At 39.4% G+C, this 23,145-nt stretch carries 19 protein-coding genes; 4 read left to right on the top strand and 15 right to left on the bottom strand.

All coding sequences use genetic code 11. From position 1 onward, the window contains the following. Nucleotides 1–28 precede the first annotated feature (28 nt). On the top strand, nucleotides 29–1,063 hold the full coding sequence (locus tag EHQ52_RS14480) for a DUF3089 domain-containing protein (protein ID WP_135615902.1): 1,035 nt from the start codon (nucleotides 29–31) through the stop codon (nucleotides 1,061–1,063). A 120-nt stretch (nucleotides 1,064–1,183) separates the two neighbouring features. On the opposite strand, the gene EHQ52_RS14485 is transcribed toward EHQ52_RS14480, so the two are convergent. From EHQ52_RS14485 to fliF, 7 genes are all read right to left on the bottom strand, one after another. Further along, complete coding sequence (locus EHQ52_RS14485) at nucleotides 1,184–1,579, bottom strand: TOBE domain-containing protein (protein WP_135615903.1); 396 nt, start codon at nucleotides 1,577–1,579, stop codon at nucleotides 1,184–1,186. 4 nt (nucleotides 1,580–1,583) lie between these two features. Beyond that, nucleotides 1,584–2,225 (bottom strand): periplasmic-type flagellar collar protein FlbB, encoded by a 642-nt coding sequence (locus EHQ52_RS14490; protein WP_135615904.1) that lies wholly within the window; start codon nucleotides 2,223–2,225, stop codon nucleotides 1,584–1,586. A 157-nt stretch (nucleotides 2,226–2,382) separates the two neighbouring features. Next, nucleotides 2,383–2,955 carry a flagellar export protein FliJ gene (gene fliJ / locus EHQ52_RS14500; protein ID WP_135615906.1) on the bottom strand — a complete coding sequence of 191 codons (573 nt, stop codon included), beginning with the start codon at nucleotides 2,953–2,955 and terminating at the stop codon, nucleotides 2,383–2,385. 3 nt (nucleotides 2,956–2,958) lie between these two features. Continuing rightward, nucleotides 2,959–4,323, bottom strand: coding sequence for a FliI/YscN family ATPase (locus EHQ52_RS14505; RefSeq protein WP_135615907.1), 1,365 nt, complete (start codon nucleotides 4,321–4,323; stop codon nucleotides 2,959–2,961). Nucleotides 4,324–4,521: 198 nt separating this feature from the next. Beyond that, the gene (fliH, locus tag EHQ52_RS14510; RefSeq protein ID WP_008592071.1) at nucleotides 4,522–5,445 is read right to left on the bottom strand and encodes a flagellar assembly protein FliH; all 924 of its coding nucleotides are present in this window, start codon (nucleotides 5,443–5,445) and stop codon (nucleotides 4,522–4,524) included. Between the two features lies 1 nt (nucleotide 5,446). Further along, nucleotides 5,447–6,415, bottom strand: a complete 969-nt coding sequence (locus EHQ52_RS14515) for a FliG C-terminal domain-containing protein (RefSeq protein ID WP_135615908.1) — start codon at nucleotides 6,413–6,415, stop codon at nucleotides 5,447–5,449. After that, nucleotides 6,415–8,115: a flagellar basal-body MS-ring/collar protein FliF gene (fliF, locus tag EHQ52_RS14520; protein WP_135615909.1), complete on the bottom strand. Its 1,701-nt coding sequence runs from the start codon at nucleotides 8,113–8,115 to the stop codon at nucleotides 6,415–6,417. The genes EHQ52_RS14515 and fliF overlap by 1 nt, the downstream gene beginning before the upstream one ends. A 243-nt stretch (nucleotides 8,116–8,358) precedes the next feature. On the opposite strand from fliF, the gene EHQ52_RS14525 reads away from it, so the two are divergent. Continuing rightward, entirely contained in the window at nucleotides 8,359–9,099 is a 741-nt protein-coding gene (locus EHQ52_RS14525; protein ID WP_135615910.1) for a TrmH family RNA methyltransferase, read from the top strand. Between the two features lie 30 nt (nucleotides 9,100–9,129). After that, on the top strand, nucleotides 9,130–10,011 hold the full coding sequence (locus EHQ52_RS14530) for a DUF4349 domain-containing protein (RefSeq protein WP_135615911.1): 882 nt from the start codon (nucleotides 9,130–9,132) through the stop codon (nucleotides 10,009–10,011). On the opposite strand, the gene EHQ52_RS14535 is transcribed toward EHQ52_RS14530, so the two are convergent. The 6 genes from EHQ52_RS14535 to EHQ52_RS14560 all read right to left on the bottom strand — a co-directional run bounded on the left by EHQ52_RS14535 (nucleotide 10,008) and on the right by EHQ52_RS14560 (nucleotide 17,840). Beyond that, nucleotides 10,008–11,114 (bottom strand): M23 family metallopeptidase, encoded by a 1,107-nt coding sequence (locus tag EHQ52_RS14535; protein ID WP_135615912.1) that lies wholly within the window; start codon nucleotides 11,112–11,114, stop codon nucleotides 10,008–10,010. The genes EHQ52_RS14530 and EHQ52_RS14535 overlap by 4 nt on opposite strands. A 1-nt stretch (nucleotide 11,115) precedes the next feature. Beyond that, nucleotides 11,116–12,129 carry an N-acetylneuraminate synthase family protein gene (locus EHQ52_RS14540; RefSeq protein WP_135615913.1) on the bottom strand — a complete coding sequence of 338 codons (1,014 nt, stop codon included), beginning with the start codon at nucleotides 12,127–12,129 and terminating at the stop codon, nucleotides 11,116–11,118. 76 nt (nucleotides 12,130–12,205) lie between these two features. Further along, the gene (locus tag EHQ52_RS14545; RefSeq protein ID WP_135615914.1) at nucleotides 12,206–14,161 is read right to left on the bottom strand and encodes an LTA synthase family protein; all 1,956 of its coding nucleotides are present in this window, start codon (nucleotides 14,159–14,161) and stop codon (nucleotides 12,206–12,208) included. A gap of 2 nt (nucleotides 14,162–14,163) precedes the next feature. Beyond that, entirely contained in the window at nucleotides 14,164–16,305 is a 2,142-nt protein-coding gene (gene feoB, locus EHQ52_RS14550; protein ID WP_135615915.1) for a ferrous iron transport protein B, read from the bottom strand. Nucleotides 16,306–16,308: 3 nt separating this feature from the next. Further along, nucleotides 16,309–16,542: a FeoA family protein gene (locus EHQ52_RS14555; RefSeq protein WP_135615916.1), complete on the bottom strand. Its 234-nt coding sequence runs from the start codon at nucleotides 16,540–16,542 to the stop codon at nucleotides 16,309–16,311. Next, the gene (locus EHQ52_RS14560; RefSeq protein WP_135615917.1) at nucleotides 16,539–17,840 is read right to left on the bottom strand and encodes an ABC1 kinase family protein; all 1,302 of its coding nucleotides are present in this window, start codon (nucleotides 17,838–17,840) and stop codon (nucleotides 16,539–16,541) included. Before EHQ52_RS14560 ends, EHQ52_RS14555 begins: the two co-directional genes overlap by 4 nt. A gap of 194 nt (nucleotides 17,841–18,034) precedes the next feature. Here EHQ52_RS14560 and EHQ52_RS14565 point away from each other — a divergent pair, with 194 nt between their 5' ends. Beyond that, on the top strand, nucleotides 18,035–20,038 hold the full coding sequence (locus EHQ52_RS14565; protein ID WP_135615918.1) for a helicase: 2,004 nt from the start codon (nucleotides 18,035–18,037) through the stop codon (nucleotides 20,036–20,038). Nucleotides 20,039–20,177: 139 nt separating this feature from the next. Here EHQ52_RS14565 and EHQ52_RS14570 read toward each other — a convergent pair whose 3' ends face one another. Both EHQ52_RS14570 and EHQ52_RS14575 read right to left on the bottom strand, forming a co-directional pair. Next, complete coding sequence (locus EHQ52_RS14570; protein ID WP_010515454.1) at nucleotides 20,178–20,450, bottom strand: hypothetical protein; 273 nt, start codon at nucleotides 20,448–20,450, stop codon at nucleotides 20,178–20,180. Between the two features lie 86 nt (nucleotides 20,451–20,536). Beyond that, entirely contained in the window at nucleotides 20,537–23,083 is a 2,547-nt protein-coding gene (locus tag EHQ52_RS14575; protein WP_135615919.1) for a methyl-accepting chemotaxis protein, read from the bottom strand. Nucleotides 23,084–23,145 lie beyond the last annotated feature (62 nt).

Raw genomic sequence — 23,145 nt, forward strand, 5'->3', positions numbered from 1 at the left:
CTTATATCTAGACCAAGGATTAGATAATATGAAGTTTTTATATAATTCTTTTTTTATTTCTATAATTTCGATTTTTAGTTTCCAATGTATCTATCTCATCAAGCCCAGAAAGGATTTTGAAGAGAGTAAAAATTTAATTTCTCCCGATTATTCTAAGTCCGAATTTTGGGCCGCTCTTCCAGATAAAAAAGATAATGCAGATCTTGTTCCTGGAAATTCAGGCTTAAAAGAAAATCAATCCTTAGCAGAGGCGGATACTTTTTATATTCATCCTACAACCTTACTTCTTCGGCCTAAATATTGGAACGGGGATCTAAAAGACGAGGACTTGAACGATAGAACTGATAAACATCCTATCAAAACCCAAGCAAGTGCATTTAATGAATGTTGTAAGGTTTATGCTCCCAGATATAGACAGGCTGCATTTTTTGTTTTTACAAAAGATGTTCCGGAAAGCGAGGCAGCATTAGATTTTGCATTCCAAGATGTGAAGGCTTCCTTTTTATATTATATGAAAAATTGGAATAAGGGCCGCCCATATATCATTGCTTCTCATAGCCAGGGCACAAGGCATTCTGTCCGTTTACTAAAAGAGGTGATCTCTACTAATCCAGAATATAAGAAAAATTTGGTAGTGAGTTATTCGATTGGATTTCCATTTAAACAAGAAGAGGCAGGTCTGCCAGTGTGTTCCAGTTCGAAAGATACAGGATGTGTAGTTGGTTGGAATTCCTATATTTGGGGAAATTCCCCAGGCAGATTATTGGACAGATATGGAAAAGACACTGTATGTGTGAATCCTCTCAGTTGGAAACAAGATGAAGAGGTGTCTCCCAAGTCTGAAAATTTAGGAAGTGTGAATCGAAGTTTTGATCAATTAGTCCCAGGTGTTGCGGATGCAAAATGTAATTCAGGAGTTTTGTGGATCCACGAACCTGAGATTTCGCGTACCCCAAACCTAGGAAAAGATGGAAATTTACATACTGGGGATTTTCATTTTTTCTATGCGAATATTAGAAAAAATGCAAAAGAAAGATTGGAAGCTTTTCAAAAGAAGAAGTAATTAAATATAAGATTTTATTTTTCGCACGGAGCACACGGAGAACGCAGAGTTGTAATTATAGGAGATGAATAAATATTACTGTAACTTCTCCGCGTCTTTGCGCCTCTGCGTGACAAAATCCTAATTCGTACAGTAAGTTTGTTCTATAACGATAGAAGGCATATCTGTTCTTTTTCCGTCTAGATCCAGTTTTTTATTTTTTAGATAAAATCCGCAGACTTCTACATAAGAACCAACAGATACTCGATTCATTAAACTGTAATCGTCTGAATCTAAAACAACTGGTTTTCCAGAGAAATGGACTACGAATCTGATAGAATTCCCTTTGTACAATACATGAGTCACTGTTCCTGCAACCCGAACAGTTTCTCCTACTGCTTTGCCTGGATTATTTACTAACTCTTCGCCAGAAACATATTTCGACTTTGTGGGAGCAGAAGCTTTTTTGCTCTTAGCATAAATTGCTCCAGTAGAAATTATCAATAGTGAAAGAAATAGGATCGTTTTCTTTTTCATAATTTTAAAGTTCTTCCGACTCGGAATTGGATTCAGGAGCCTTGATCACGTCGGATCTGGACAACCATTTATTCGTAATATTTGCCCTACGTTCTGCTGGGAATAAGGTGAGAAGGTAAGTAGTGATTGTTTGTCTACCATCCTGTTCTGCGTCCTTATCCATTTGGATGAATACGTCTATGATGTCTTTGTCCGGCCAATTGGTAAGCATCTGCACTGCGTTATCAGGAGGCATATTTGCAACCTTCTCCGCCATAACCTTAACCAATTTACCTCTGCTATTCCTTTCGGATTCAGAAGATTTGAGCTCATTCTCCTTAGAAGTAAGACCTCGTTTGAGTTCCTCGATTTTTTCGAGTTCTGCTTCCAGGCGCTCTTTTTCCTTTTTTAATTCATCTTCTTTCTGAGAGATCTCATCTCTGTCCTTAGCAAGTCTTTCCATCTCTTTACGGAATTCTAACTTCTCTAATTCGGAAGGGGATTCTGAGTCCGCATTTACGAGTCCTGGTTCTGTTCTTAAGAAAGGGAAAATTTCAGCAGCGTCTATGATCTGAAAATAATGGAACGCAAAAAATCCGATCAACACTAGGAAGAAGATCAGAAGTACTAGATATACTGCTCTTGCTTTGTCGCTTAAACTTGCCACTTTTTATACCCGGATGTCCAGCCTGGAGCCTGAAATTCTTTTTTCCAAATCTCCCGCCTTATTTTCTAAATGAGAAATTTTATCTTGGAGATTTGCCATGCTTCCGATTAAAGGATCGGAAGATTCGACTGTTTTACGCACTTCTAAAAAGGGGAGGTCACTTTTTATAACGCTCGTAAAGTTTTCTGAGTTCAGAAAGTCCCGCATCTTCTGTACCGGTGCGCTCAGCGCCTCCCGTGTCATAGGTAAATACTTTCGGATCCCGTTTAGATCTATCATCCCCATAAATTTCCTCCCTCTGTTTCCTATAAAGATCTGCTAAAAATTGCTCTTCTGCCTGGATTTTTTCCGCCTTTCTATAGGAGTGCATATACTCCTTGAAGCGGTTTTCTTTTAGAAGTTCCAGTACCTTCTTCTCTTTTCTTGCCTCTGAGACTTCCGTTCTTTTTTTTTCAACCGGTTCATCGAAGGAACGGATCTCATTTTCTAACTCGGAGTTCCGAGTTAAGAGTTGTCTCATATAAGTTTGTAAATAAGAATATTCTCTTAAGTCTGTACTTCCTGAAAGTGTGGTAGCAGATAAAGAATGTATCCTTGCGTCATTGGAATCTATTTCCGACTGTCTTTGGTTGACTTCGGCCACAAGTTCAGAAAGTTCTTTGAGTTTTTGGTCCTCTTTGATCTTCTTTAAACGAAGTACAGGTTCGAGTCTGAATTGGAATCTTTTCATGGATTAAAATTCCTCTTCTTCTCTTTCTTCTTTTAAGATATCTCTTAAACCGCTGACTGTTTGTGGAAAAAGACTTCTGTCCATAAGTCTTTGTTTTAAATAAGAATCTATCTTATCTTTTTTGCGAATGGCAAGATCCACTTTAGGATCTGATCCTCTTACGTACGCATTCAATAAGATCAATTCTTCCACTGAATTATAAGTGGAGATTAGTTCTCTGATCATACCAGCTCTCATAAACTGGTCTTCGTCAACTATCGATTGCATTACCCTGGAAAGAGAGGCAGGGATATCGATTGCAGGATAATGATTTCTTTCGGCCATTTTGCGAGAAAGAATGATATGACCGTCTATATAACCACGGACGGCGTCTGCGATAGGGTCTTCCATCTCGTCTGTATCAGTTAGGACTGTATAAAACCCTGTGATACTTCCTCCTGATTTAGAGGTACCAGAACGTTCTACAAGTTTTGCTAATTTAGTAAAAACAGATGAACTAAAACCTCTTGTGATTGGAGGTTCATGGTTAGAAACAGAGATCTCTCTATTTGCATGTGCAAACCTGGTCAAGGAATCCATCATTAAGTTTACATGAAGTCCTTGTTCTCTGAAATATTCCGCGACGGAAGTGGCGAGTAGGGCGCAATTGACCTGCTCCATCTTAGGTGCATCGGAGGTTGCGGCAAATACTACAGATCTTGCGAGACCTTCTTTTCCTAGGTCTCTTTCTAAAAATTCGTTAACCTCTCTGCCTCGTTCTCCTACGAGTGCGATCACGTTTACATCTGCGTTAGTAAATCTCGCGATCATACCGAGTAAGCTTGATTTTCCTACACCAGATCCGGAGAAGATCCCTAATCTTTGTCCTCTACCGACAGTTAAAATTCCATCTATTGCTCTTACACCTGTAAGAAGAATGTCCCGGATCACTGGTCGATCCAGAGGATTGATACTTTCTCCTTCTGGAGATTTTTCTTCAGAAGTGATGATGAGTCCTTTTTTGTCGATAGGACGTCCTACACCATTCAATACACGACCGAGTAATTCTCTTCCTACTGGAACATTCAAACTTCTTCCTGAAGAAAACACAAACGCATCAGGATAAACACCTTCCACAGGTCCAAGAGGCATTAGTGTATATACATGATTTTCGAAACCGACGATCTCGCATTGCAGGTAGCCTTCTGTTCCTGCTTTTTGGACTTCCATGATCTCTCCGATCTTGGAGTCCGGGGGGCCTTCTGAATAGATTACGTTTCCGGAGACACGAACGACTCGTCCGGATTTGCGGATGGTTTCTGTCCGGTCCAAGATCAGGAAATACTTGGAGATGACGTCTACCTTTTCGTGAAACTTCTTCTCTATCATGATCTTAGGCTCTAGATACCGGATACTGTCCCTGGGATTTTACCCGGAGTCAAGTGATAATGAGAATATAACCGAATTATGTCACTTATCGAGCTAATGTAAATACCGTCGAAGTGCCTACAAAGAAAACCCCCCTGACCCGACCGCCTATGATTTCGGCGGCCGGGTAGGAGACTAAGTTTGGACGTGAATGTTAGATTAGATCGGCTCCGCATTTCGAATTGCTTCTTCGATTTCTTTGAGCTGTGTGGAGATCCTTGCATCGATGGCACCAACATCTGTTTCGATGATGACCCCGCCTCTGTCGACGCGAGAGTCTTCGTAGATATTGACCTTGCGAAGGGACTCCATAAGTTTGATAAGTTCGTCTTTGTGAGCTGTGGTGATCTCCAAGTCTGCAAAGTTGACCCGGATATCCACACGGTCCCTGTCCTTGATACGTTTCAGTGCTTCTCTAATATTATTGAGTACAATTTCTTTACGTTCGATGATCTCATCTTTGATGATCTTGCGAGCGATGATTAGGATCATCTCCACCATCTGCTTTTCAGATGCTTGGATAAGTTCCGCACGGATATCGATCGCTTTACCTACGATTGTTCCGAGACGGTCGATAAGGCGTCGGACTTCTCCTTGTCCTTTTCTGAAACCAACTTCTCGTCCGGCTTCAAATCCTTTTAAGTAAGCCTCATGTTCGATCTCTGCCGTTTTCATCTCGGCTTCTTTGATCATTCTTTCGGCTTCCATCTTGGCTCTTTCCAAGATTTGTTCCGCTTTGGCCTTACCTGAATCCTCTTCGAGTTTGATCTTCTCTTTGGAATCCTGGATCATTTGGAAGGCTTTTTTACGACCTTCTTCCTCGATTTCTTCCGACTTGCGGCGGGAGTCCTCGAGCATTGTTTTGATATTTTCTTCCGTTTCTTCTTTATAACGGTTAAGCTCTGCCTCAATCTCTTCAATAGAAGGACCTTGGTATTGCTCTATAATATTTCCTTCTTGGTCGACTTCGAACTCTTCTGCGTCTTCGTCCCTATGGAATTTTTTATATTTGTCCGGAATTTGCAGCTCTACCTGATCCTGCATGTCCGCGATTTGGATAGGTTTGAAGACTAGTTTTGCCATATTAGTTCTTTCTCCGGAACTTGATTCTTCCTGATTCTACGGATTCCTTAAAAATTTCAAGTAGTCCGTTTTGAGCGGTTTCAATCTCTGCGAGGGAAACCGGGCCCATAGAATCTTCTTCCAAACGAATGGAGGAGGCAAGAGAAGGATCTAACCTTTCCAGTAAAACCTGTTTCGTTTCCGGTTCGGTGCCTTTAAAAGCTGTCGCGGTCACGATTGGATGGATATCTCCCATAAACCTGTTTAGGGCCTCTCGGCTTAGATCCATTAGGTCTTCCATTCGGAAGAAATGCTTATTTATATTTTCGGCAAACGACTGGCTCTTTTCGCGTATCCTGGAGAATAATTTCTGGGAATCTTGTGGGTCCAATTTGCCCAAAAGTTCCGCGGCTCTTTTGCCACCCTTATCTCTGGTAGGAACTCCAGACTGAGGGGATTTCAGGACTTCCTTTTTGAAACGTAAAAACCTCTCCAATGAGTCCATAAGTCCCGCAGAAGAAAGGTCCAAATTTCGGATAGAAAGTAGGATCTCCTCCTGGGTCTCTTCCGGGAATTCTTCTAATACTCTGGCAGAAGTATCCGGATCCGCGTAGCAGAATATGAGTGCAATCCTGTCTGCAGATTCTCCGGCTACGATCTTGGAGAGTCCTTCCTTGGTATAAGATTTGAGTTCCTCGGACCATTCTGGCTCTGTAACCAAATCTTCTTTTAAGATCGTTTCGAGTTCTTGGATTAAAGCCAAGGTGTCTTGATCGATTCCTTCTTTCGGGACGCTTGAGAGTCCTTCTAAGAAGTGACCTAAAAGTTCTCTTTCTTGTTTCGCTTCTACTTTGCTGGACTTGTGAAAACTTTCTAAAAGTTTCGATGTGTCCTGAGGCCCAAGGTGGCGAAACACTTCCGGGGGAAGATGCTCCCCCAGGATTCGGAGGAGCTGTCCCGCCCGGTTTCTTTTTCCGGACAGGATACTCATTAGGTCGCTTCCTCTTCAGATAACCAGGTGCGTAGAAGTTGTGCGACTTCTTCCGGTTTTTCCCTGGCGAGATTGATCGCGTTTTCGAGAAGTTCTCTTCTGAGTTTTTCGTCCAGAGAGAGTTCGACTTCTGCGCTTCCGTCGTCCATGACTCGGAGAGCTGCTTCTCTCATCATCTGCTGCATTGCTGCAAGTTCTTCTTCGCGGAGTCTGCGGCGTCTTGCGATCTCTTTTTTGATCGCTCTGTAGATGAGGATAGTGAGTATTAAGAATAATACTATGATTAACGATGCGATTACCATTTGGCGGATCGCTTTCTGTTTTCTTAATTCTTCGTCTTCTGCAGCGAATTGAGCGGAGCGATCTTTAGCAATGCTGATTACGGAGATTTGGTCTCCTCTTGCTTTGTCTATACCTACTGCTGCTTCTAAGTTTTTACGAACAGTTCTAATGTCTTCGTCAGAAACTGGGATATAAGTTCTGTCGTAACCTGTTCCGTCTGCGTTCTCTTTTTTAGTCCACTGACCGTCAACCACCACAGAGAGATTTACTTTTTCAATCTTCCAAGGTTGTTTTTGGACTTCGCTTACTCTTCTGTTAAATTCGAAGTTATTAATATTCTCAGTTTTCTTATAATCTGCTTTTTGATAATCAGTGTCTTTATAACCAGGAGGAAGGTTAGGCTCTGTTCCAGCTGGTCCGTCCGGAGTGAAACCTCTTCCTGTGAATTGTTCGCTGGTTTCTTTGGAAGAAACTTTTAAGCTATAACCGTCTACGATCTTTAATTCAGAGTAAGGAGTATTTGGATCATCCGGTCTTTCGATTACTGGAGAAACTTGGTTATCTTTATAAGATTCCTTGTCCCAATTCAACATATACTCAAAGCGAGTGATATCTACTCTATCTTCTCCGCCTAAAAACCAACGAAGAGTGTTTCTTACATCGATCAATCTTTGGATCCTTTGTTCTTCTTGGATCCTCAATTTTTCTTGTACAACTCTAAGCTCTAATCTTTCTTTTTCTAAGTCTTCTTCGAAGTCGGAGATGATCTTGCCGTCTGCATCTGCGACTACTACGTTTTCCGGTTTGAGTTTAGGGACCGCTCTGGAAACCAAGTTTACGATACCTTTAACTTCTTTTTTGGAAATCCCTTCGACTCCAGGGATAAAATGTAAAATGACTGAGGCTTTTACTGGAGAAGCATTCGAGTTAAACAGTTCATCTTCCGGTATTGCAATGTTTACGAATGCTTTGTCTACAGGCCTTAGTGTCATCAAGGATTGCTCGATGGCTCCTTTTAATGCCCTATACTTTTTGATGTCCTTGTCGAACTGTGTCTCGGTGAATTTCTCCACGTTGAAGAGTTCCCATCCTTGCACACCCGCAGGGATCAGGTTCTCTTGGGCAAGTTTAGTGATGATCTCTTGCCTTTGTTCCGGATCCACACTCACGATACTTGTGTCCCCAGTGCTATAAGAATAGCCCATGGAGTCCAATTTTTTGGTAACCTCTGCGAAATCCTTCGCAGTCATGTTCTGGAACAAGATAGTCTTGTTCTTTTGAGAGGAAACGGTTGTCAGAAGCCCTAAGGCAACGACCACAGTGATCGCCACTCCACCTAAAATCAGTTTCTTTGTCGTATCTAAAGAGTTGAAGAACTCCTTGATATTATTCAGAATCTTTTGTAATTGCTCGGGCATTTTCCTTCACCACCGACAAGATAGGGGACATAATAGATTTTCGGAAACAAAGTACAATCCCTTTTTAAAAAAACTTTAGAATTTTTTTATTTTCTCCGGATTTTTTATATTAACTCTTTTAGAAACAGCCTCGAAGCAAAAAATAAATCTTGTTGTACATAATTGCTATTCTTATGTTTAGTGAAATTTTGACTGCTTCCAATTTTCACTCAGGAATTGTCTAGGAAATAAAACATTTTGAACATGAAACTCACCCAAGAACATTCAAATTTTATAAATCTAGAAGAGGCAAAACAGTTAGAAGAATATTTTAAAACTTTAATATCAGCGGAGAAGGTCTCCAAGATCCAAGAAGTCGCTTCTTTTCGTACAAAGTACTTAACAATTGTAATGGAAGATATATTCCAACCTTATAATGCTAGTGCTCCCGTACGAACTTCCGAATGTTTAGGCTTAACTGAAATGCACGTAGTAGAAAATCGGAACTCTTATAAACCTAATGAAGGTATCTCTCTAGGCGCTCAAAAATGGATCCAAATTCATCGATACCAAAAGCCAAATTTCGATAATACTAGACATTGTATAAGCGGTTTAAAGGAGAAGGGTTATCGTGTAATCGCAACTTCTCCTCATACATTAGAAAATTCTTACGAATTAGATACTTTACCCTTGGATAAACCTAGTGCCATACTTTTCGGATCAGAAGAAAAAGGATTATCTTCTTACTCAATGGGAGAAGCAGACGTATTCCTTAAACTTCCTATGTACGGTTTTACAGAAAGTTATAATATTTCAGTTACAGTGGCAATTGTACTTTCCCACCTTGCATTTAGATTAAGGAAAGAAGTTCCGAACTGGTCCTTAACCGAAGAGGAACAGGTTCATATTCGAAATTCTTATTATAAAAAAGTACTATATAAAGGAAATTTAGTAGAATCTGACCTATTACAAAGGATCAGATCCGAAGCAGCAAGGGTCCAATAAATCGATCTTTCAGTCAAAAAGTAGGGTAGGATGGAACAATTCAGCAGCGTTTCTAAATTTATTAAAAAGTTTTCACTCGTATTTGCGGGTATTTTTGCATTTCTATTTATATTTCGACTTATCTACAGTTATGCAGTCGGTCCTGAAACAAATATTATAAACCAAGAACAAGGTTCTTCTATCAATTTTGATTATGGGCGTAAGAATTACGCTTCTGAAAAATTTTATGCGCCTCAGGACAAGGCTCCAATTTCTGCATCTTCTCAAAAATATGAGAAGGTAGCAGCAGTTTCTTCCAAAACTTCTGAGTTTGATGAAAACGAAAAGAAAACTCGTAAGATGGTAGAAGATGTAAAAGGTGTGATCCAATACGAACAAAGATCTGGTCTTGCTGGCAAAAGAACATTGCAGTTGGGTATAGGAGTTAACCCAGACAAGTTTGATTCTGTGGTAGAATCTATACAGACTATAGGCACAATAGATTCAATTTCTGTGAATAAAACAGATAAAACAAACGAATACAAAAATATCACTGCTACCAGGATTTCTTTAGAAAAATCTAAAGCAGGACTTTTGAGTTTAAAAGGTAGAAACGGTAAAATAGAAGAATTGATTTCTTTAGAAAAAGAAATTTTAGAAATAGAAGGTAAGATCCAAGACCTAGGAGTGAAGTTAGGAGAATTCGATCAAGAGAACGAATTTTGCACGATCAAATTTACATTAAAAGAAACAGGTGCAGTCGCTGGAGGATTTATTACTTTTTTAAAGAAATGTAAAATATCCTTAGAGTGGACTATCAAATACGGATTATTATTCTCTTTCCTCTACACATTTGCAGCAGTAGGGGGATGGATCACCTGGTTCTTTGGTGTAAAAATCCTGGCTTACTTAAGATCTAAGGGAATTCTTTAATTCAAGTTCGATTTAGAAAAGAAAAACTGCAAAAGTTTTCGGATCTGGTTGGTAGGAACTCCTGCTCCTAGATATTCTCCGTCTGCCCAGATCTCGAAATGCAAATGGATATTTTCATCATTTCCTTTTGCTTCTCCCATTAGACCTGAGTTTCCTGCATTACCTATCTCTTCGCCTGATTTTACTTTTGCACCAGGTTTAATCCCTCTTTTGATAGAAGAAAGATGATTGAAAGAGGTCATAACCCCGTTTCCATGATCGATCCAAACCTGTCTTCCTCCAAAATCTTTTTCTACATAAGTGACCCCGTTTTTCTGGGCTAATGTAGAATATTTTTGGAATTCTGAAAGTGTCATTGGAGAATAATCTAGATCCGCGCGGATAATTGTTCCATCCGCAGGAGAAACCAAAACATCGTTGAAGGTTAAACGTCTAGGCGGTCCGACCTTTTCTCGTTTATAATAAATATCTAATCCTTTGTGGATCCCATTTCTGTATTCTCTGGGCGCTCCAGGAAGTTGGTAATCTTTTTCAGGAAGAAGTCCATCTGGAACTGGATATTGATATCCTGTGAATTTATTGGAAACTGAATTGAGTACAGTTCCATTCAGCAAGATCTTAAATTCACCGATTACTATGTTCTTTTCTTCTTTTTTAGGAAAATATAATCTAAGAATGGATGCATCAATTGGAGGAAGATTATGTTGGTTTACCAGATCGACTTTATCATTTTTGAAAATAGTTTTCCAGTTTTCTTGGTGAAGAACCTGGATCTCATATTCATCCGTTGCTCTTTTGCCACGGAACATGGGAACTAAAACTTCGATCGAATTGATCAGTCTTTTGGAACCGAAATCTACTATAATCCATTCAGGTTTATTTTCTCCCGAAGAATACCAATAGGATTTAGGGTTGGAATCAAATAGATTGAATGCACCGTATTCCTCATCGTAAGAAGAAGATACTGAATAAGAAAAGGGCGCTACAGTTACTTTTCCGAAATCCAAAAAATCTACTTCGGAACCCAAGGATCCATAAGACCTAGGAGCAGCAGATATACCGAAAGAAAGGGCTGTAAATAAAAGACAGATTTTTCGGATCATATTAAGATAAGAAAGATTCTCCCGGTTTTGGTCCTTTACCTTGTTTGACGAGGGAATTTGCCTCATCTAACTTCCAAGAATCAAAATATCTTTTATCTTCTTGGCTTAGATCAGGGCGAAGTGAGATAGGATTTCCGTTTTGGTCTGCATATAATCCTCTTCTTCCAAAAAATCTGCCGCCTGATTCTTGAGGTTGCACAACCTTCTTCTTTTCTCCTCTCATTTGAAATGCAATCCTTGCATTTTCTACATAAGATTTTAGTTCAGAAGGATCTACTGAAATTGTATGATCTGGGCCTGGAAGGGCTTTGTCTAAAGTAAAATGTTTTTCTAAAACGCTTGCACCGAGTGATACTGCTAATGCACCCGCGAGACTTCCTGCGGTATGATCTGAAAAACCTAAAGGGCCATTGAATATATTTTTATAATATTCCAAGGTTTGCAAATTTGCTTTTTCAGGAGGAGTCGGGTAAAGAGAAACACAATGGAATAGTACTAGATCTTTTACTTTTTCAGATTCCAGATATTCTAATGCACGAATGACTTCGAAACCTTCTGCAGCGCCGCTCGATAAAAATAATGGGAGTCCTGTCATTGCACATTTTTGAAGAAGTTGTTTGTTTACTATATCTCCACTCGCAATCTTAAGAGCTTTCACTCCTATATTTACTAAAAGATCTACACTTCCCTGGTCTAAAGGAGTGGAGAAGAAGAAGAGGCCTTCTTCTTTTGCTGTTTTTTGGAATTCAATATGTAGTTTTTCTGAAAGTTCGTAAGTTTGAAAAATATCTACGAGGACTTTCGCCTTAGGATTTTTAATATCTAAAAAATTTTCGGTCTTATAGGTTTGGAATTTTACAGCGTTCGCTCCCGCTTGTTTCGCAGCCTGGATCGTTTTTTTACCTAATTCCAGATCTGCATTATGATTCAATCCGATCTCAGCGATTATAAACGGGGAAAAATCTGGACCAATTTCCCATTTTTCTTCCAAACGAAAACTTTTCGAAAAAGACATTCTTTCTCCTGAAATAAAAGGGCGCACCCTTAAGACTAGGATCGGAATACCTGGCCGGAAAGGGAAGGATTAAAGTTCACTTCTCTGGAAAGATCCGATTCGTATTCAGAAGTTCATAGCTTAGATTTAGAAAAGCCTTTGCCTTCTGTTCATACTCGTCACAGGTTTCCTTGATGGATGCACACTTGGACTTGTTCTCGCTCCAAGGCATAGGATAAACTTCTCTTAGTTCAGCTTCCGTGGATCTATAAAGAGCGTATTCATTCTCTATCCAACCGATTACGCTAGAAAACGCAAAATAAGAACTGCCGGTTCTGGCCTGAGACGAATTAGAAAGTAGATCCTTGCCGAAGGAAGAAAATTGTATCTTCTTTCCTACAAGCCCTAAGATAGTTGGGATCACATCCAATTGAGAGGAAATTTTCCAGTCCAATCCTGGTTTAATATATTTAGGAGAATAGATTAAAAGTGGAATATTACGATCTTCGAATGGATTCAGATCTCTATGGTGAGTATGATCCGCCACGAATATAAAAATAGTATTTTGGAAGTAAGGAGACTTTTTTGCCTTCTCCATAAATTTGCCGATGGACTCATCCGAATACGAGTAAGTATTAAAATAATCAGAATCCTTCATTGTTTCCGGATATGGATTTTGTCCTGTTTCCGGGACTTGATACGGATAATGAGTCGTTAGAGTTAAGCTAACTGCTGCGAAAGGTTGTTTTGCTTTTGAGATGGTTGCATGAAGTTCTTCTAATACATCTCCATCATAGAATCCCCAGGCTCCCGATTTATATTTTCTGGTTTTTTCGATTTCCTCTTTTCCAATGATTGTGTCAAACCCCCAATGAGGAAAAAGAAAACTCATATTATCAAATCCTACATCTCCACCATGAACGAAGTAAGTAGAATAACCCAAAGTTTTTAGCAAGGAGCCTAATCCTCCGAAATTTCCTAAAACTTGATGTGTCCTCACAACTGTGATGCCAGGTCGATCAGGAACTCCAGTGAGAACTGACATGAGTCCGTTTACAGTTCTTCCGCCAGTTGCAAAAAATCTAGGAAAATATCTACCTTCCTTTACAAGCGAATTAAAATTAGGAGCGAGTTCTTTTCCTCCTACGATTCCATCTCCGTTTGGTTTCAGGAATTTTCCAGTCCAGCTTTCTAAAAGAATAAGAACTATATTTGGAGGAGTTTCTTTTCTAGTTTCTGAAGTTTCTCTTAAAAGTGGATATTCAGGATCTATAAAATTCGCGCCTGGATAATCGATTTCTTTTTGTACGATCCGAATCGATTCTTCTTTAGACATTTGTAATTCTGGAAGAATGGATTTGGATTTTAGATCCATGATTGTGGTGAATACGCCATTCAAAGGAAGTTGGTTTAAGAAAGGATTTTCTGAATGGATTGCTTCTGTGGATCTTAATGGCCTTGGTTGGACCCCGCCTCGGAAAAGAAGCAGTAGTAAAAGAATGGAGATGGGGATTTGCGCCAATTCCTTTGTTTTGTTTTCAGGAGAATATTGGTATCCATTATACTTTATGAAAAGATAAATTAATGCGGGAAGTCCCGTGAATATTCCGATCAGCCCGAGGACAACTTTTAAAGTGTCATTTTTTACTGCGGCTTCTATTAGTATTAATAGATCTTTTCCTAAAAATACAAAACCTTCATAACCTAGATGTTTATCTGCTTCCCCGAAATAGATTGTGTCTCCTATCAAATGTCCCGTCATCCATAAGAATAATGGAATGGGTAGAATTCCCCAAATATATCTGTAGGTTTTCCAACGATTTAGATAATGAAAAGAAGATAAGATCCAAGACGATCCTACAACTATAGAGATCACACATAGATCGAAACGTATTCCGATCAAAAAGGAGGTAATCACTTCGCTAATCGGAGAATTTGCCAGTTTAGAAAAATAGATAAATAGTAGGGCAAATCTAAAAACAGTGAGAAGGATCAAAAAACAAAAAGAATAAAATAAAATTATCCTAAGGTTTAGAGGAAGTTTTCTGATCATTATTAATTCCAGCCTAAAAATTTAGAAAAATGGAAAACTAAAAAAGAAGAAGTATATGCAAGAACTGTCATGTAAGTGAACATAAAAACCGGCCAGAACAAAGAATTTGTCTCTTTTTTTACAACCGCAAGAGTAGACATACATTGGCAGGCAAATGCGAAAAATACGAGTAAACTAAGAGCACTTGCAATTGTCCAAACCGGTTTTCCTGTTTCTGGATCCTTATCTTTTCTAAGTGCGGATCTGAGATTTTCGTCCTCAGAATCTTCTCCTTGTACTCCGTATACGATGGATAATGTGGATACCATTACTTCTCTCGCTGCGAATGAAGTGATGATCCCAAGTCCCATCTTCCAGCCGAAACCGATTGGTTCTAACACCGGCTCCATCATTTTTCCCATTCTTCCTGCGTAAGATTCAGAAATTTGTAAGGACTTTGTTTGGGAAGCGCTAAGGTTTTCGGTTTTGGATCCTTCTACCCTTGGATAGTTAGCTAAGAACCAAAGTAGGATAGAAATAAATAAGATTACTTTTCCTGCATTTTCAATGAATGCTTTGATCTTCTTATAAACTGTAAAAAATAAACTTTTGAGAGAAGGCCATTGGTATCTAGGGAGCTCCATCAAAAAGTAAGCAGGTTCAGATCTAAAAAAGGTTTTTTTAAATAAGAATGCAGCCCCCATTGATGCAAACATTCCCAATAAGAAAAGACCAAATAACGCTAGAACTTTAGGGGAGAAGATCCCAAAAACAGGTTCCGCCGAGAAGACTGTTCCAATTACTAAAATATAAACTGGATATCTGGCGGAGCATGTGATAAGAGGGGAAACTAAGATCGTAGTGAGTCTATCCGATTTGTTTTCGATGGTTCTTGTCCCCATAATCGCAGGGACTGCACATGCAGCGCTCGAAAGTAATGGAATGAATGATTTTCCAGAAAGCCCGAATCTTCCCATAAATCTATCCATAAGAAAGGAAGCTCTTGCGATATATCCACTTTCTTCCATGATCCCTATGAATAGGAAAAGCAAACTGATCTGAGGAATGAATACTAAAACTGCTCCTACTCCACCTATCATTCCTTCTTGGATAAGGGATCGCACTGGACCTTCTGGTAAATAATTTCCTGTCCAATCCGCAAGATCTCCGATCCTTCCTTCTATCCAATCCATGGGAACTTCAGACCAGGTGAATAAGAATTGGAATACGAGTGCCATGATCCCTAAAAAGATCGTAAGTCCCCAGATTGGATGCAGAAGTATTTTATCTGCGAATCCTAAAATCCCTTTTTCGGTGATCTCAGAACCGGAAACTGCTTTAGACAAAAGTTTTTTGATCCAGATGGATCTTTGGACTAGTTCTTCTCCATAAGAAAATTCTAATTTAGATTTTTCCCATTCGGAACGAATGAATTCTCTGGTTTTTTCCGGGAAAAAAGTAGAAGAAGGGAGTCCTGTTTGTAAACTTTCTCCGCTAAATTCCTTAAAACTATTTTCTAAAACGAAACGAACAGAATCCGGATCCTTTATTGAAAGTTTAGAAAGTACAGATTCAATGAGTGCGGTCCTTTTTTTGTCCCAGGAAAAATCTGGATCAGGGATCTTATAAGAAGAAGGGTCTATTAAAACTTTTTCTAAAATATCTACACCTTCTCCCGATCTTGGATTTACAAAATAGAAATGGACTCCGAATGTTTTGGATAAAACCTTAAGATCTAAATGAACACCTTTCTTTTCCAAGGTATCGTTCATTGTGACTGCAACTATCATTGGTATCTTGAGAAAAGATACCTGTAATAAAAATTGGAGTCCTCTTTCGATTGCAACTGCATCTAATACAAAAATTAATTTATCTTCTGTTTCTTTCGAGAGCAAGATGCGAGTTGTTACTTGTTTATCTTCTGATTCTCCGCCTAGGCTATAAGCTCCTGGAAGATCTACTATGTGAACGGATCTATCTTCCGTATGAATGGTTCCTTCTGCTTTTTCTACAGTGACACCGTGATAGTTTCCTGTTTTTTGTCTGAGCCCTGTTAGTCTATTGAATAATGTAGATTTCCCGCAGTTTGGATTTCCCGTGAGTAAAACTCGGAACTTCTCAGCTTTGTGTTCCGGAGTTTTTATTTCAGTATTTAATAATTTCATAAACTAATTCAATTCCAGAAGATCCGCTTCTAATTTTCGAATGGCCAATTGGACAAGGCCCAATTTCACGATCATTTTGTTTTGGTCCTGGAATTTTCGGACCACCGTGATTTTAGTTCCTGGAAGAAAACCCATATCTAAAAGGTTTCGGACAAGTCCCGTCTTTCCAGATTCATTCTTAATTCCGGTAATTTTTCCGGATTCTCCCTCTTCTAATTCGAAAAGTTTGGATTTCATTTTATAAATTTTTCCCTGTCCCGGATCAGATCTAATTCAGGTGCGAAAGATTTGATATATCTATCAAAGTATAAGATTTGTTTAATGAGAAGTCCAAACTCTTTAGGGATCTTCAATCCATTTCGATCGGAAATGTCTCTGAACTCGAAAAGGATCGTATTCATCTTCTTCTCATCGAAGGCGTCCAACTCTCCCATTTGTATGTCCAGGACCATCTTGCTCATTTGGTCAAAAACTGTCTCGAGATCCTTGGCTAACTTTTTCTCATCTATGCCCGAGGCAGTTCCATCCATACGGACCAGGCCATTTGCGATCCTGTCGGTCCTATTCAATGCAAGTCCTTCTAAAAAGATCATCAAACCTTCCCAGACTTTGGATGAAATTTTTCCTACGATCCCGAAATCAATAAAGCCCACTGTTCCATCTCTCAGGATCATTAGATTTCCTGCATGTACGTCTGCATGAAAAAATCCAGATTTAGAAAGTGTAGAAAACCAGATCTCAAGTGCATCTGAAAGTGTTTTAGAAGGATCTTTGCTGAATTTTCGAAGAGAAACCTCGTCCGTGATGGGAGCACCGTAGAATTTTTCCATGACCAAAACCTTTTTGGTGCTTAGTTCTCTGTAAATTTTAGGAACTCTTGCTCTGGTTTCTCCAGAAGATAGAAGATATCTCTCAAATTCTTCGCAATTGTTTGCTTCTTTTATAAAATCTATTTCTTCTAAGATGGAAGATTGGAACATTCCCACCATTTCTGAAAGTCCTGATTTATTCAGACCGGGCACAAATATTTCGAATAGTTTGGAAGCTAAGAATAGAAGGTTGAGATCAGCTCCTAATGCGCCTTCTATATCTGGTCTTTGCACTTTTATAACCACATCCAGGCCATCTTTTGTAACTGCTGAATGGACTTGTGCGATAGACGCTGATGCCATTGGGACTGGGTCAATACTTTGGAATAATTTTTGGTAATCTCTACCCAGTTCTTTTTTTAATACTTTTTGGATATCAGAGAAGGGAAGGGGTCTTACTGAATCCAAACATTTTTGCATCTCTGTTACGATCTCTTCAGGGAATAGAGAAGGGGCAGAAGCGATGAACTGGCCCAATTTAATATACGTTGCGCCTAATTCTTCAAACGCTTCTCTCAATCGAACTGGAATATTACGGGAACTAGTTCCCCCTGTTGCCAAATCTTTTAAAAGAAGGAGGGTTTTGGTGGAAAAAACATAACTACTGGTCACTATACGACTAGCGCTGTTTACCCCTTGCAGAAGTTGGTCTAGGAATCCTGGCATTTCAGCTCCAGATTAAGAGAACTTGAAAGGAACACAATCCAAATCAGGGAGAAAAGAACGTCTATGGAATAAAGGAACCGGAAGAAAGGTACTTGGGTCTACCTGAGCATGTTCCGTCGAGAAAACTGTATTTTGGTTTACGGGAGCGGCGAGAATTAGAGTATGGCTTTCGAACGAGAATTTCGGTCAGTAGTATGAGTGGCGAATCAGTATTATTGCAAGAATTAGAAAAACTCGAACTGAACGACCTAAAGAAGACAGCCGCTCTTTGGAATATTCCAAAGCTTCCGTTCAAAGAAAAGAATAAGAACGTTAAGTTCCTTTTCGATAGTTTTCTGGACGAGTTCTACCTCAAAGGTGTGCTGGAAAAGCTCACTGTTCTCCAAGTTAATATTTATACTTCTATCTTAAAAAATAAGAATGTTCTCACTTTGGGAGAGATCTCTCGTAAAGTAAACATTCCTCCAATTAACGTGGAGATGGAACTTAACCTTCTCCGCAAATACCAACTCGTATACCAAAGAAAAAACAGAGAGAGACTTACCAATAACCTGGATAAGTATCATGCTTATGACGAGCTGGCTGAACTTGTATCTTTAGACCAAAACCTGAAAGGGGACAAATACAAAGTCTCCGTCGAAAAACTTCTAGATCGCAAGAAACTGACTGATATTTCCAATGAATGGAAGAAGGCGGTAAAGGCTCCTGCAAAGATCGACAGTATCCGCAAGTTTATCACTCACGCGACCTCTGACGAGGCGTATGAGTCGGCTATTCAATCCTTATCCGAGTTGGAAAGAGATACTGTAGTCAGGATCTATCTAAGCGGTGGAGCTGCTGACGCGGACGATATCAGAAGTTTTATCGTAATGAGCAGAGGCAAATACGAGACAATCATTCCTGCATTAGTTGAAAAAGGAATGATCGCTGATGTTTGTTTTGTAGAGGAGAAGTTCGTAAGAATTTTCGCTCTTCCTGAAGAACTTTTAAAATATATCCAAAATAATCCGATCCTTCCTTCCGTAAAAAAAGGAACTCGCCAGAGACAGGAAAAACTCGCTACTAACGAGCTAGACTTCTTCTTAAATACCAAAAAGCTTCTTTCTTATATTAGCAGAAAGGGCTTGGTTCTTGCAAAGTCCGGCAAGGTAAAACAGGCGGATCATAAAAGAACTGAGCAGGAATTATTAAATCCGGACATCAGCATTTTTCCTGAAAAAAGCCAGATCTATCAAATGGAACTTATACTTCCTATTTTGAAACTTCTGAACCTGGCAGATATCAAAGGGGAAAATATTATTCTGAGAGGGGACCTTGACGGTTTCCTAAGTAAGGATATTTTCGAGATCATGAAACTCGTCATCCATGAGGTGAACGAGGCTAGAATGAAAAGAGTCAATCCTCCGGAAGTGTTCCAACCTACGGAAATGCCTTTTTATGATAAGATGATCTTGGACAAATGTGTGAACTTGATTATCAAGTCCAAACGTATCCATCTTTCTGTTATTTTCTCCAATATTATCAGGGAACATCTGATCTTCAGCCCTGGCTTCCGCACTAAAAATTTCCAGACCGATCTGGCGGATCTTCGTAAAGAGATCATGAGTGCGATCTTCTATCTGCATTTATTCGGATTATTAGAAGTAGAATACCCGAACCGTTTCCTCACACTTTCCAAACTGGGAGAATATTTCTTCCAAACTGGAGAGCTTGCCGGAGCTACGGAGAAGGGTGGAATCACGATCAACCCGGACTTCTCCGTGATCGCGTTCCCTGAAAAAGTTTCTATTTACGGAATTCATCTTTTAAAAGCTTTCACAGAACTCAAAGACTACGACAGAGTTTATACTTTCGTTCTGACCAAAGAAGCATACCAATTGGGAATTCTTCTGGGATATAAAACGAATGAGTTCGTAGACTTCTTAAAAGCTTCTAGCAGAGCGGAACTCGCCCAAAACCTTCTATTCTTATTAGAAGACTGGGGCGGAAACCTGCCAGTGGTCGAAGTCGCAGAAGATTGTGTTCTTGTTCGCACGAAAGACCAGAACGTGATGGAACTTCTACTTGGTCAGATCAAAGGCAAGAAGATCGTTCTGGACGAGATTGGACCAACCGCAGTACTTGTGGATAAAACCCGTGTCCAAGATGTGATCACAGTTGCAGAAAAACTGAACCTGATCATCAATTTAACTAGATAATTCGAAAGCGTTTCCACGCGAAGCCGCAAAGCAGAAAAGATTCCTTTCTATTTTTTATAAAGATATTTAGGCTCGCGATCTCGAGTTCTACCTTCTTTCCTTAGCGCCTTGGCATGGAAAAAATACCCGGGATTTTATTTCAGTCTGGAGTGACTTTGATTTTGGTTTTGAATTCCCATTTGCGGAATGGAGCCAGGGCTTGTAACCTTTCTTCGCTCACGAAAAAAAGACCTTCCCCAAATTTAACCAATCCACCCTTATAATGGGCATATTTGGTTTTATGATCGATCAGACCTATTTCCTTTACCTTATTCCAGTCATCGCAGGTTTTCAGGGTGGGAACTCTCCTGAGATACAATTCCTTGATTGAACCGTCCCTTACTGAGTCCCTTAAGATCTTTTCCCATTCCATATAAGCGCAAATTAGAATAAATTCTCTAAAATGCAACTAAGTTTCGAAATCTTCTTTTTCTCTTGAAATTCCGGACCCGAGCATTTTCAAAAATGAAAATACTCGGCTTGGTTTTTCAGATCCTCGGATAAATGGGCGAGACCCACCGAACCGGAACTCAATTCTTCTGTGGAGGACGCGTTAGATTGGGTCAGGTCGTTGATGCTCGAAATTGTTTTCGAAATTTCTTCGATAGCCAGTTTTTGCTCCTGGATGGCAGTTTGGATACCTTCTGATCTTTCTTTCACTTCCTGGCCTTTTTTGTTTACTACCTTATTTCGGACCAGTTGTTCTCCCATTACGGAAGATACCTCATTCATCCGGACATAGATTGTTTCTATTCTCTGGATAATCCCACCAATCACATTTACAGTGTCTTGGATATTGCTGACTCCGATCCCAATCTCGGTTTCGTTTGCTTGGATGATATTTTCTATTTCCTTCATGCTGGTCGAAGTTTTATCCGCGAGTTTGGAAATTTCGTCTGCGACTACCGCAAATCCTTTTCCTGCGGCACCGGCTCTTGCAGCTTCGATAGCTGCATTCAATGCGAGAAGATGGATTTGCTCAGAGATTGTTGTGATAATTTCGATCACACCTGTGATCTGGTCTGAACTTTGGGAAATTTTACGGATACTTTGGTCAGTTAATTCCAAAGATTTTCCGCCTCTTCTTGCATCATCAGTAATCTCTTTCACATGGGTTAGAGTGTTTTCCAGATTTTCAGAAGTGGCTTGGATAGAAGAAGAAAATTCTACCATCTCAGAATCCAAAGAGTTTAAAAGACTAACCTGTTCTTTTGTTCTATAAGAAATCGCATCCATCCCTGCGGAAATCTCCTCAATAGAAGCTGAAATTTCCTCGGAGGCAGCCGCTTGGTTTTGTGCATTATCAGAGATCGTTTTTAAGGTGCCTGACATTTCTTCGGAAGAATTTGCGAGGCTATGAGAAGCATCGAAAATTTTATACAGTACTGCTTTCACCTTACGACTGAACTCATTGATACTGATTGCCATTTCTCCGATCTCATCTCTGGAAAGAACTGTGAGCTTATGTGTCAGATCTCCTTCTGACATTTTTTCGATCAGGTTTTGGCTATCTCTTAATGGTTTTAAACTTTTGGATAGAATGAAATAAATGATAAACCCAATCACAAACAATCCACTAAACGAGATCGCTAACATATAGAAGATAGTGGAAATCGCTTCTTTAGATACTTCTTCATTTACAATTGTTACGAAAGATCTAAATCCATACTTTTTATTTGTGTGGACTACCATAGATTTGTAAGCGCCGTCCATTACATACTTGATAGGAACTCCATCTTGAGCGCCTACAAATGATTCAGCAAAAGGAAGATCTTCCATTTTTTTCAATCTCATATTTTCGCTAATATGATTTAAGAAGGTCATCTTAGGAGTGAGAATTCCAGGATAACCTGTTTTTCCTATCTTGATGGATTGAACGATATTATTTGTAAGGTCACCTATTCGAACAGAGAATACCAGAAATGCTTTAGAGCCGTCATTCAATTCAAATTCTCTAATATACAAAATGACTGGAGAAGCATTTTGGGTAGAATTAGAAGGTTCGCTAAAAAAGAATGCCTTTTCCTTATTTGTATTTCGAATTTCATCCGCTCCGGGAAGTTGGAATGCGGAAGTTAAGGGGACTATTGCGCTACTTGCTAAACTTCCGGTTCCAACAGAATGAGAGAACCAATCTCCCGCTTCTTTCCAGACTGCTATTCCTTCGAATCTTTGGCTGGATCCCAAAAAATTATTTAAGAAGTTCTCAGCCTCTTTCCATTTTTTCTGAGAAACTAGAAATCCTAGGGTTTTGTTGCGAATAATGAGTTCAGCTTCTTCTTCTGTGTCCTCATAAATTCCTTGTGTAAGAAGGTCCAAGGTTTGGGCCACATTCAACATTTGGTTGGTATAAGCGTTTTTTAAAGATTCATAATTGAGTTTATAAACTACTAAAGATACGCCGATAGCCAGAACTAGAACAATAGAAAAGAAGATTAATGCCAAGGTTCTAGTCAGATTGAGTTTCACCAAGGATTCTAAGGAAATAGAGCCGAATAGATCCGTTCTAGTTAGATTATCCTTTAGCCAATCTGTGATCAGATAAAAATAAACAGCACTCGCAAGTCCTCCAAATACGATCAGTCCTAAAAGAATAGAATAATCCGTTTTGCTGATAGGCAGAAAGATCCCGAGTGAAACTACAAAGATCCCGCCTCCTATCCAGATTCGTACAAGTATATCTAGAGCATGTATAACAGGAAGACGGAATACCGCTTTTTGAGCGCCCATGACTGTTTCTCTAGTTACTGCGCCTTCTGCAAATTGTTTGGAATATTTTCGTAATGGTTTTAATTTATAAAAAGAAGAAAGTGAACTAGTGATGAGTCCCAGGACAAAGATCACTCCCATGACAAACCAAAGAGAGTCTGCTCCTTTTAGGTCCAGGTCCATAAAATGGATCAGAAATACGATCGCAAATGGAGTTCCAATCAGATAACCTAAACCTTCTGTTAAGAATAGGAACCTTGCGGAGAAGACGGAAATTTCTTTGTTTATGTTTTTCATGCACGATCCTGGTTGATTTTTTTTTCGACCTAGTATGATCTAAAAAAGTTTGTTTTAAAAGA

The sequence above is a fragment of the Leptospira koniambonensis genome, assembly GCF_004769555.1.
Classification (GTDB): Bacteria; Spirochaetota; Leptospiria; order Leptospirales; family Leptospiraceae; genus Leptospira_B; species Leptospira_B koniambonensis.

Bases quoted from the DNA above. Each gene is read 5' to 3' on its own strand.
- EHQ52_RS14540 (WP_135615913.1), bottom strand. From the start codon at position 12,129: ATGTCTTTTTCGAAAAGTTTTCGTTTGGAAGAAAAATGGGAAATTGGT.
- fliH (WP_008592071.1), bottom strand. From the start codon at position 5,445: ATGGCAAAACTAGTCTTCAAACCTATCCAAATCGCGGACATGCAGGAT.
- EHQ52_RS14535 (WP_135615912.1), bottom strand. From the start codon at position 11,114: ATGATCCGAAAAATCTGTCTTTTATTTACAGCCCTTTCTTTCGGTATA.
- EHQ52_RS14565 (WP_135615918.1), top strand. From the start codon at position 18,035: ATGAGTGGCGAATCAGTATTATTGCAAGAATTAGAAAAACTCGAACTG.
- EHQ52_RS14545 (WP_135615914.1), bottom strand. From the start codon at position 14,161: ATGATCAGAAAACTTCCTCTAAACCTTAGGATAATTTTATTTTATTCT.
- EHQ52_RS14505 (WP_135615907.1), bottom strand. From the start codon at position 4,323: ATGATAGAGAAGAAGTTTCACGAAAAGGTAGACGTCATCTCCAAGTAT.
- EHQ52_RS14530 (WP_135615911.1), top strand. From the start codon at position 9,130: ATGGAACAATTCAGCAGCGTTTCTAAATTTATTAAAAAGTTTTCACTC.
- feoB (WP_135615915.1), bottom strand. From the start codon at position 16,305: ATGAAATTATTAAATACTGAAATAAAAACTCCGGAACACAAAGCTGAG.
- EHQ52_RS14570 (WP_010515454.1), bottom strand. From the start codon at position 20,450: ATGGAATGGGAAAAGATCTTAAGGGACTCAGTAAGGGACGGTTCAATC.
- EHQ52_RS14575 (WP_135615919.1), bottom strand. From the start codon at position 23,083: ATGAAAAACATAAACAAAGAAATTTCCGTCTTCTCCGCAAGGTTCCTA.
- fliF (WP_135615909.1), bottom strand. From the start codon at position 8,115: ATGCCCGAGCAATTACAAAAGATTCTGAATAATATCAAGGAGTTCTTC.
- fliJ (WP_135615906.1), bottom strand. From the start codon at position 2,955: ATGAAAAGATTCCAATTCAGACTCGAACCTGTACTTCGTTTAAAGAAG.
- EHQ52_RS14525 (WP_135615910.1), top strand. From the start codon at position 8,359: ATGAAACTCACCCAAGAACATTCAAATTTTATAAATCTAGAAGAGGCA.
- EHQ52_RS14485 (WP_135615903.1), bottom strand. From the start codon at position 1,579: ATGAAAAAGAAAACGATCCTATTTCTTTCACTATTGATAATTTCTACT.
- EHQ52_RS14560 (WP_135615917.1), bottom strand. From the start codon at position 17,840: ATGCCAGGATTCCTAGACCAACTTCTGCAAGGGGTAAACAGCGCTAGT.
- EHQ52_RS14515 (WP_135615908.1), bottom strand. From the start codon at position 6,415: ATGAGTATCCTGTCCGGAAAAAGAAACCGGGCGGGACAGCTCCTCCGA.
- EHQ52_RS14555 (WP_135615916.1), bottom strand. From the start codon at position 16,542: ATGAAATCCAAACTTTTCGAATTAGAAGAGGGAGAATCCGGAAAAATT.
- EHQ52_RS14480 (WP_135615902.1), top strand. From the start codon at position 29: ATGAAGTTTTTATATAATTCTTTTTTTATTTCTATAATTTCGATTTTT.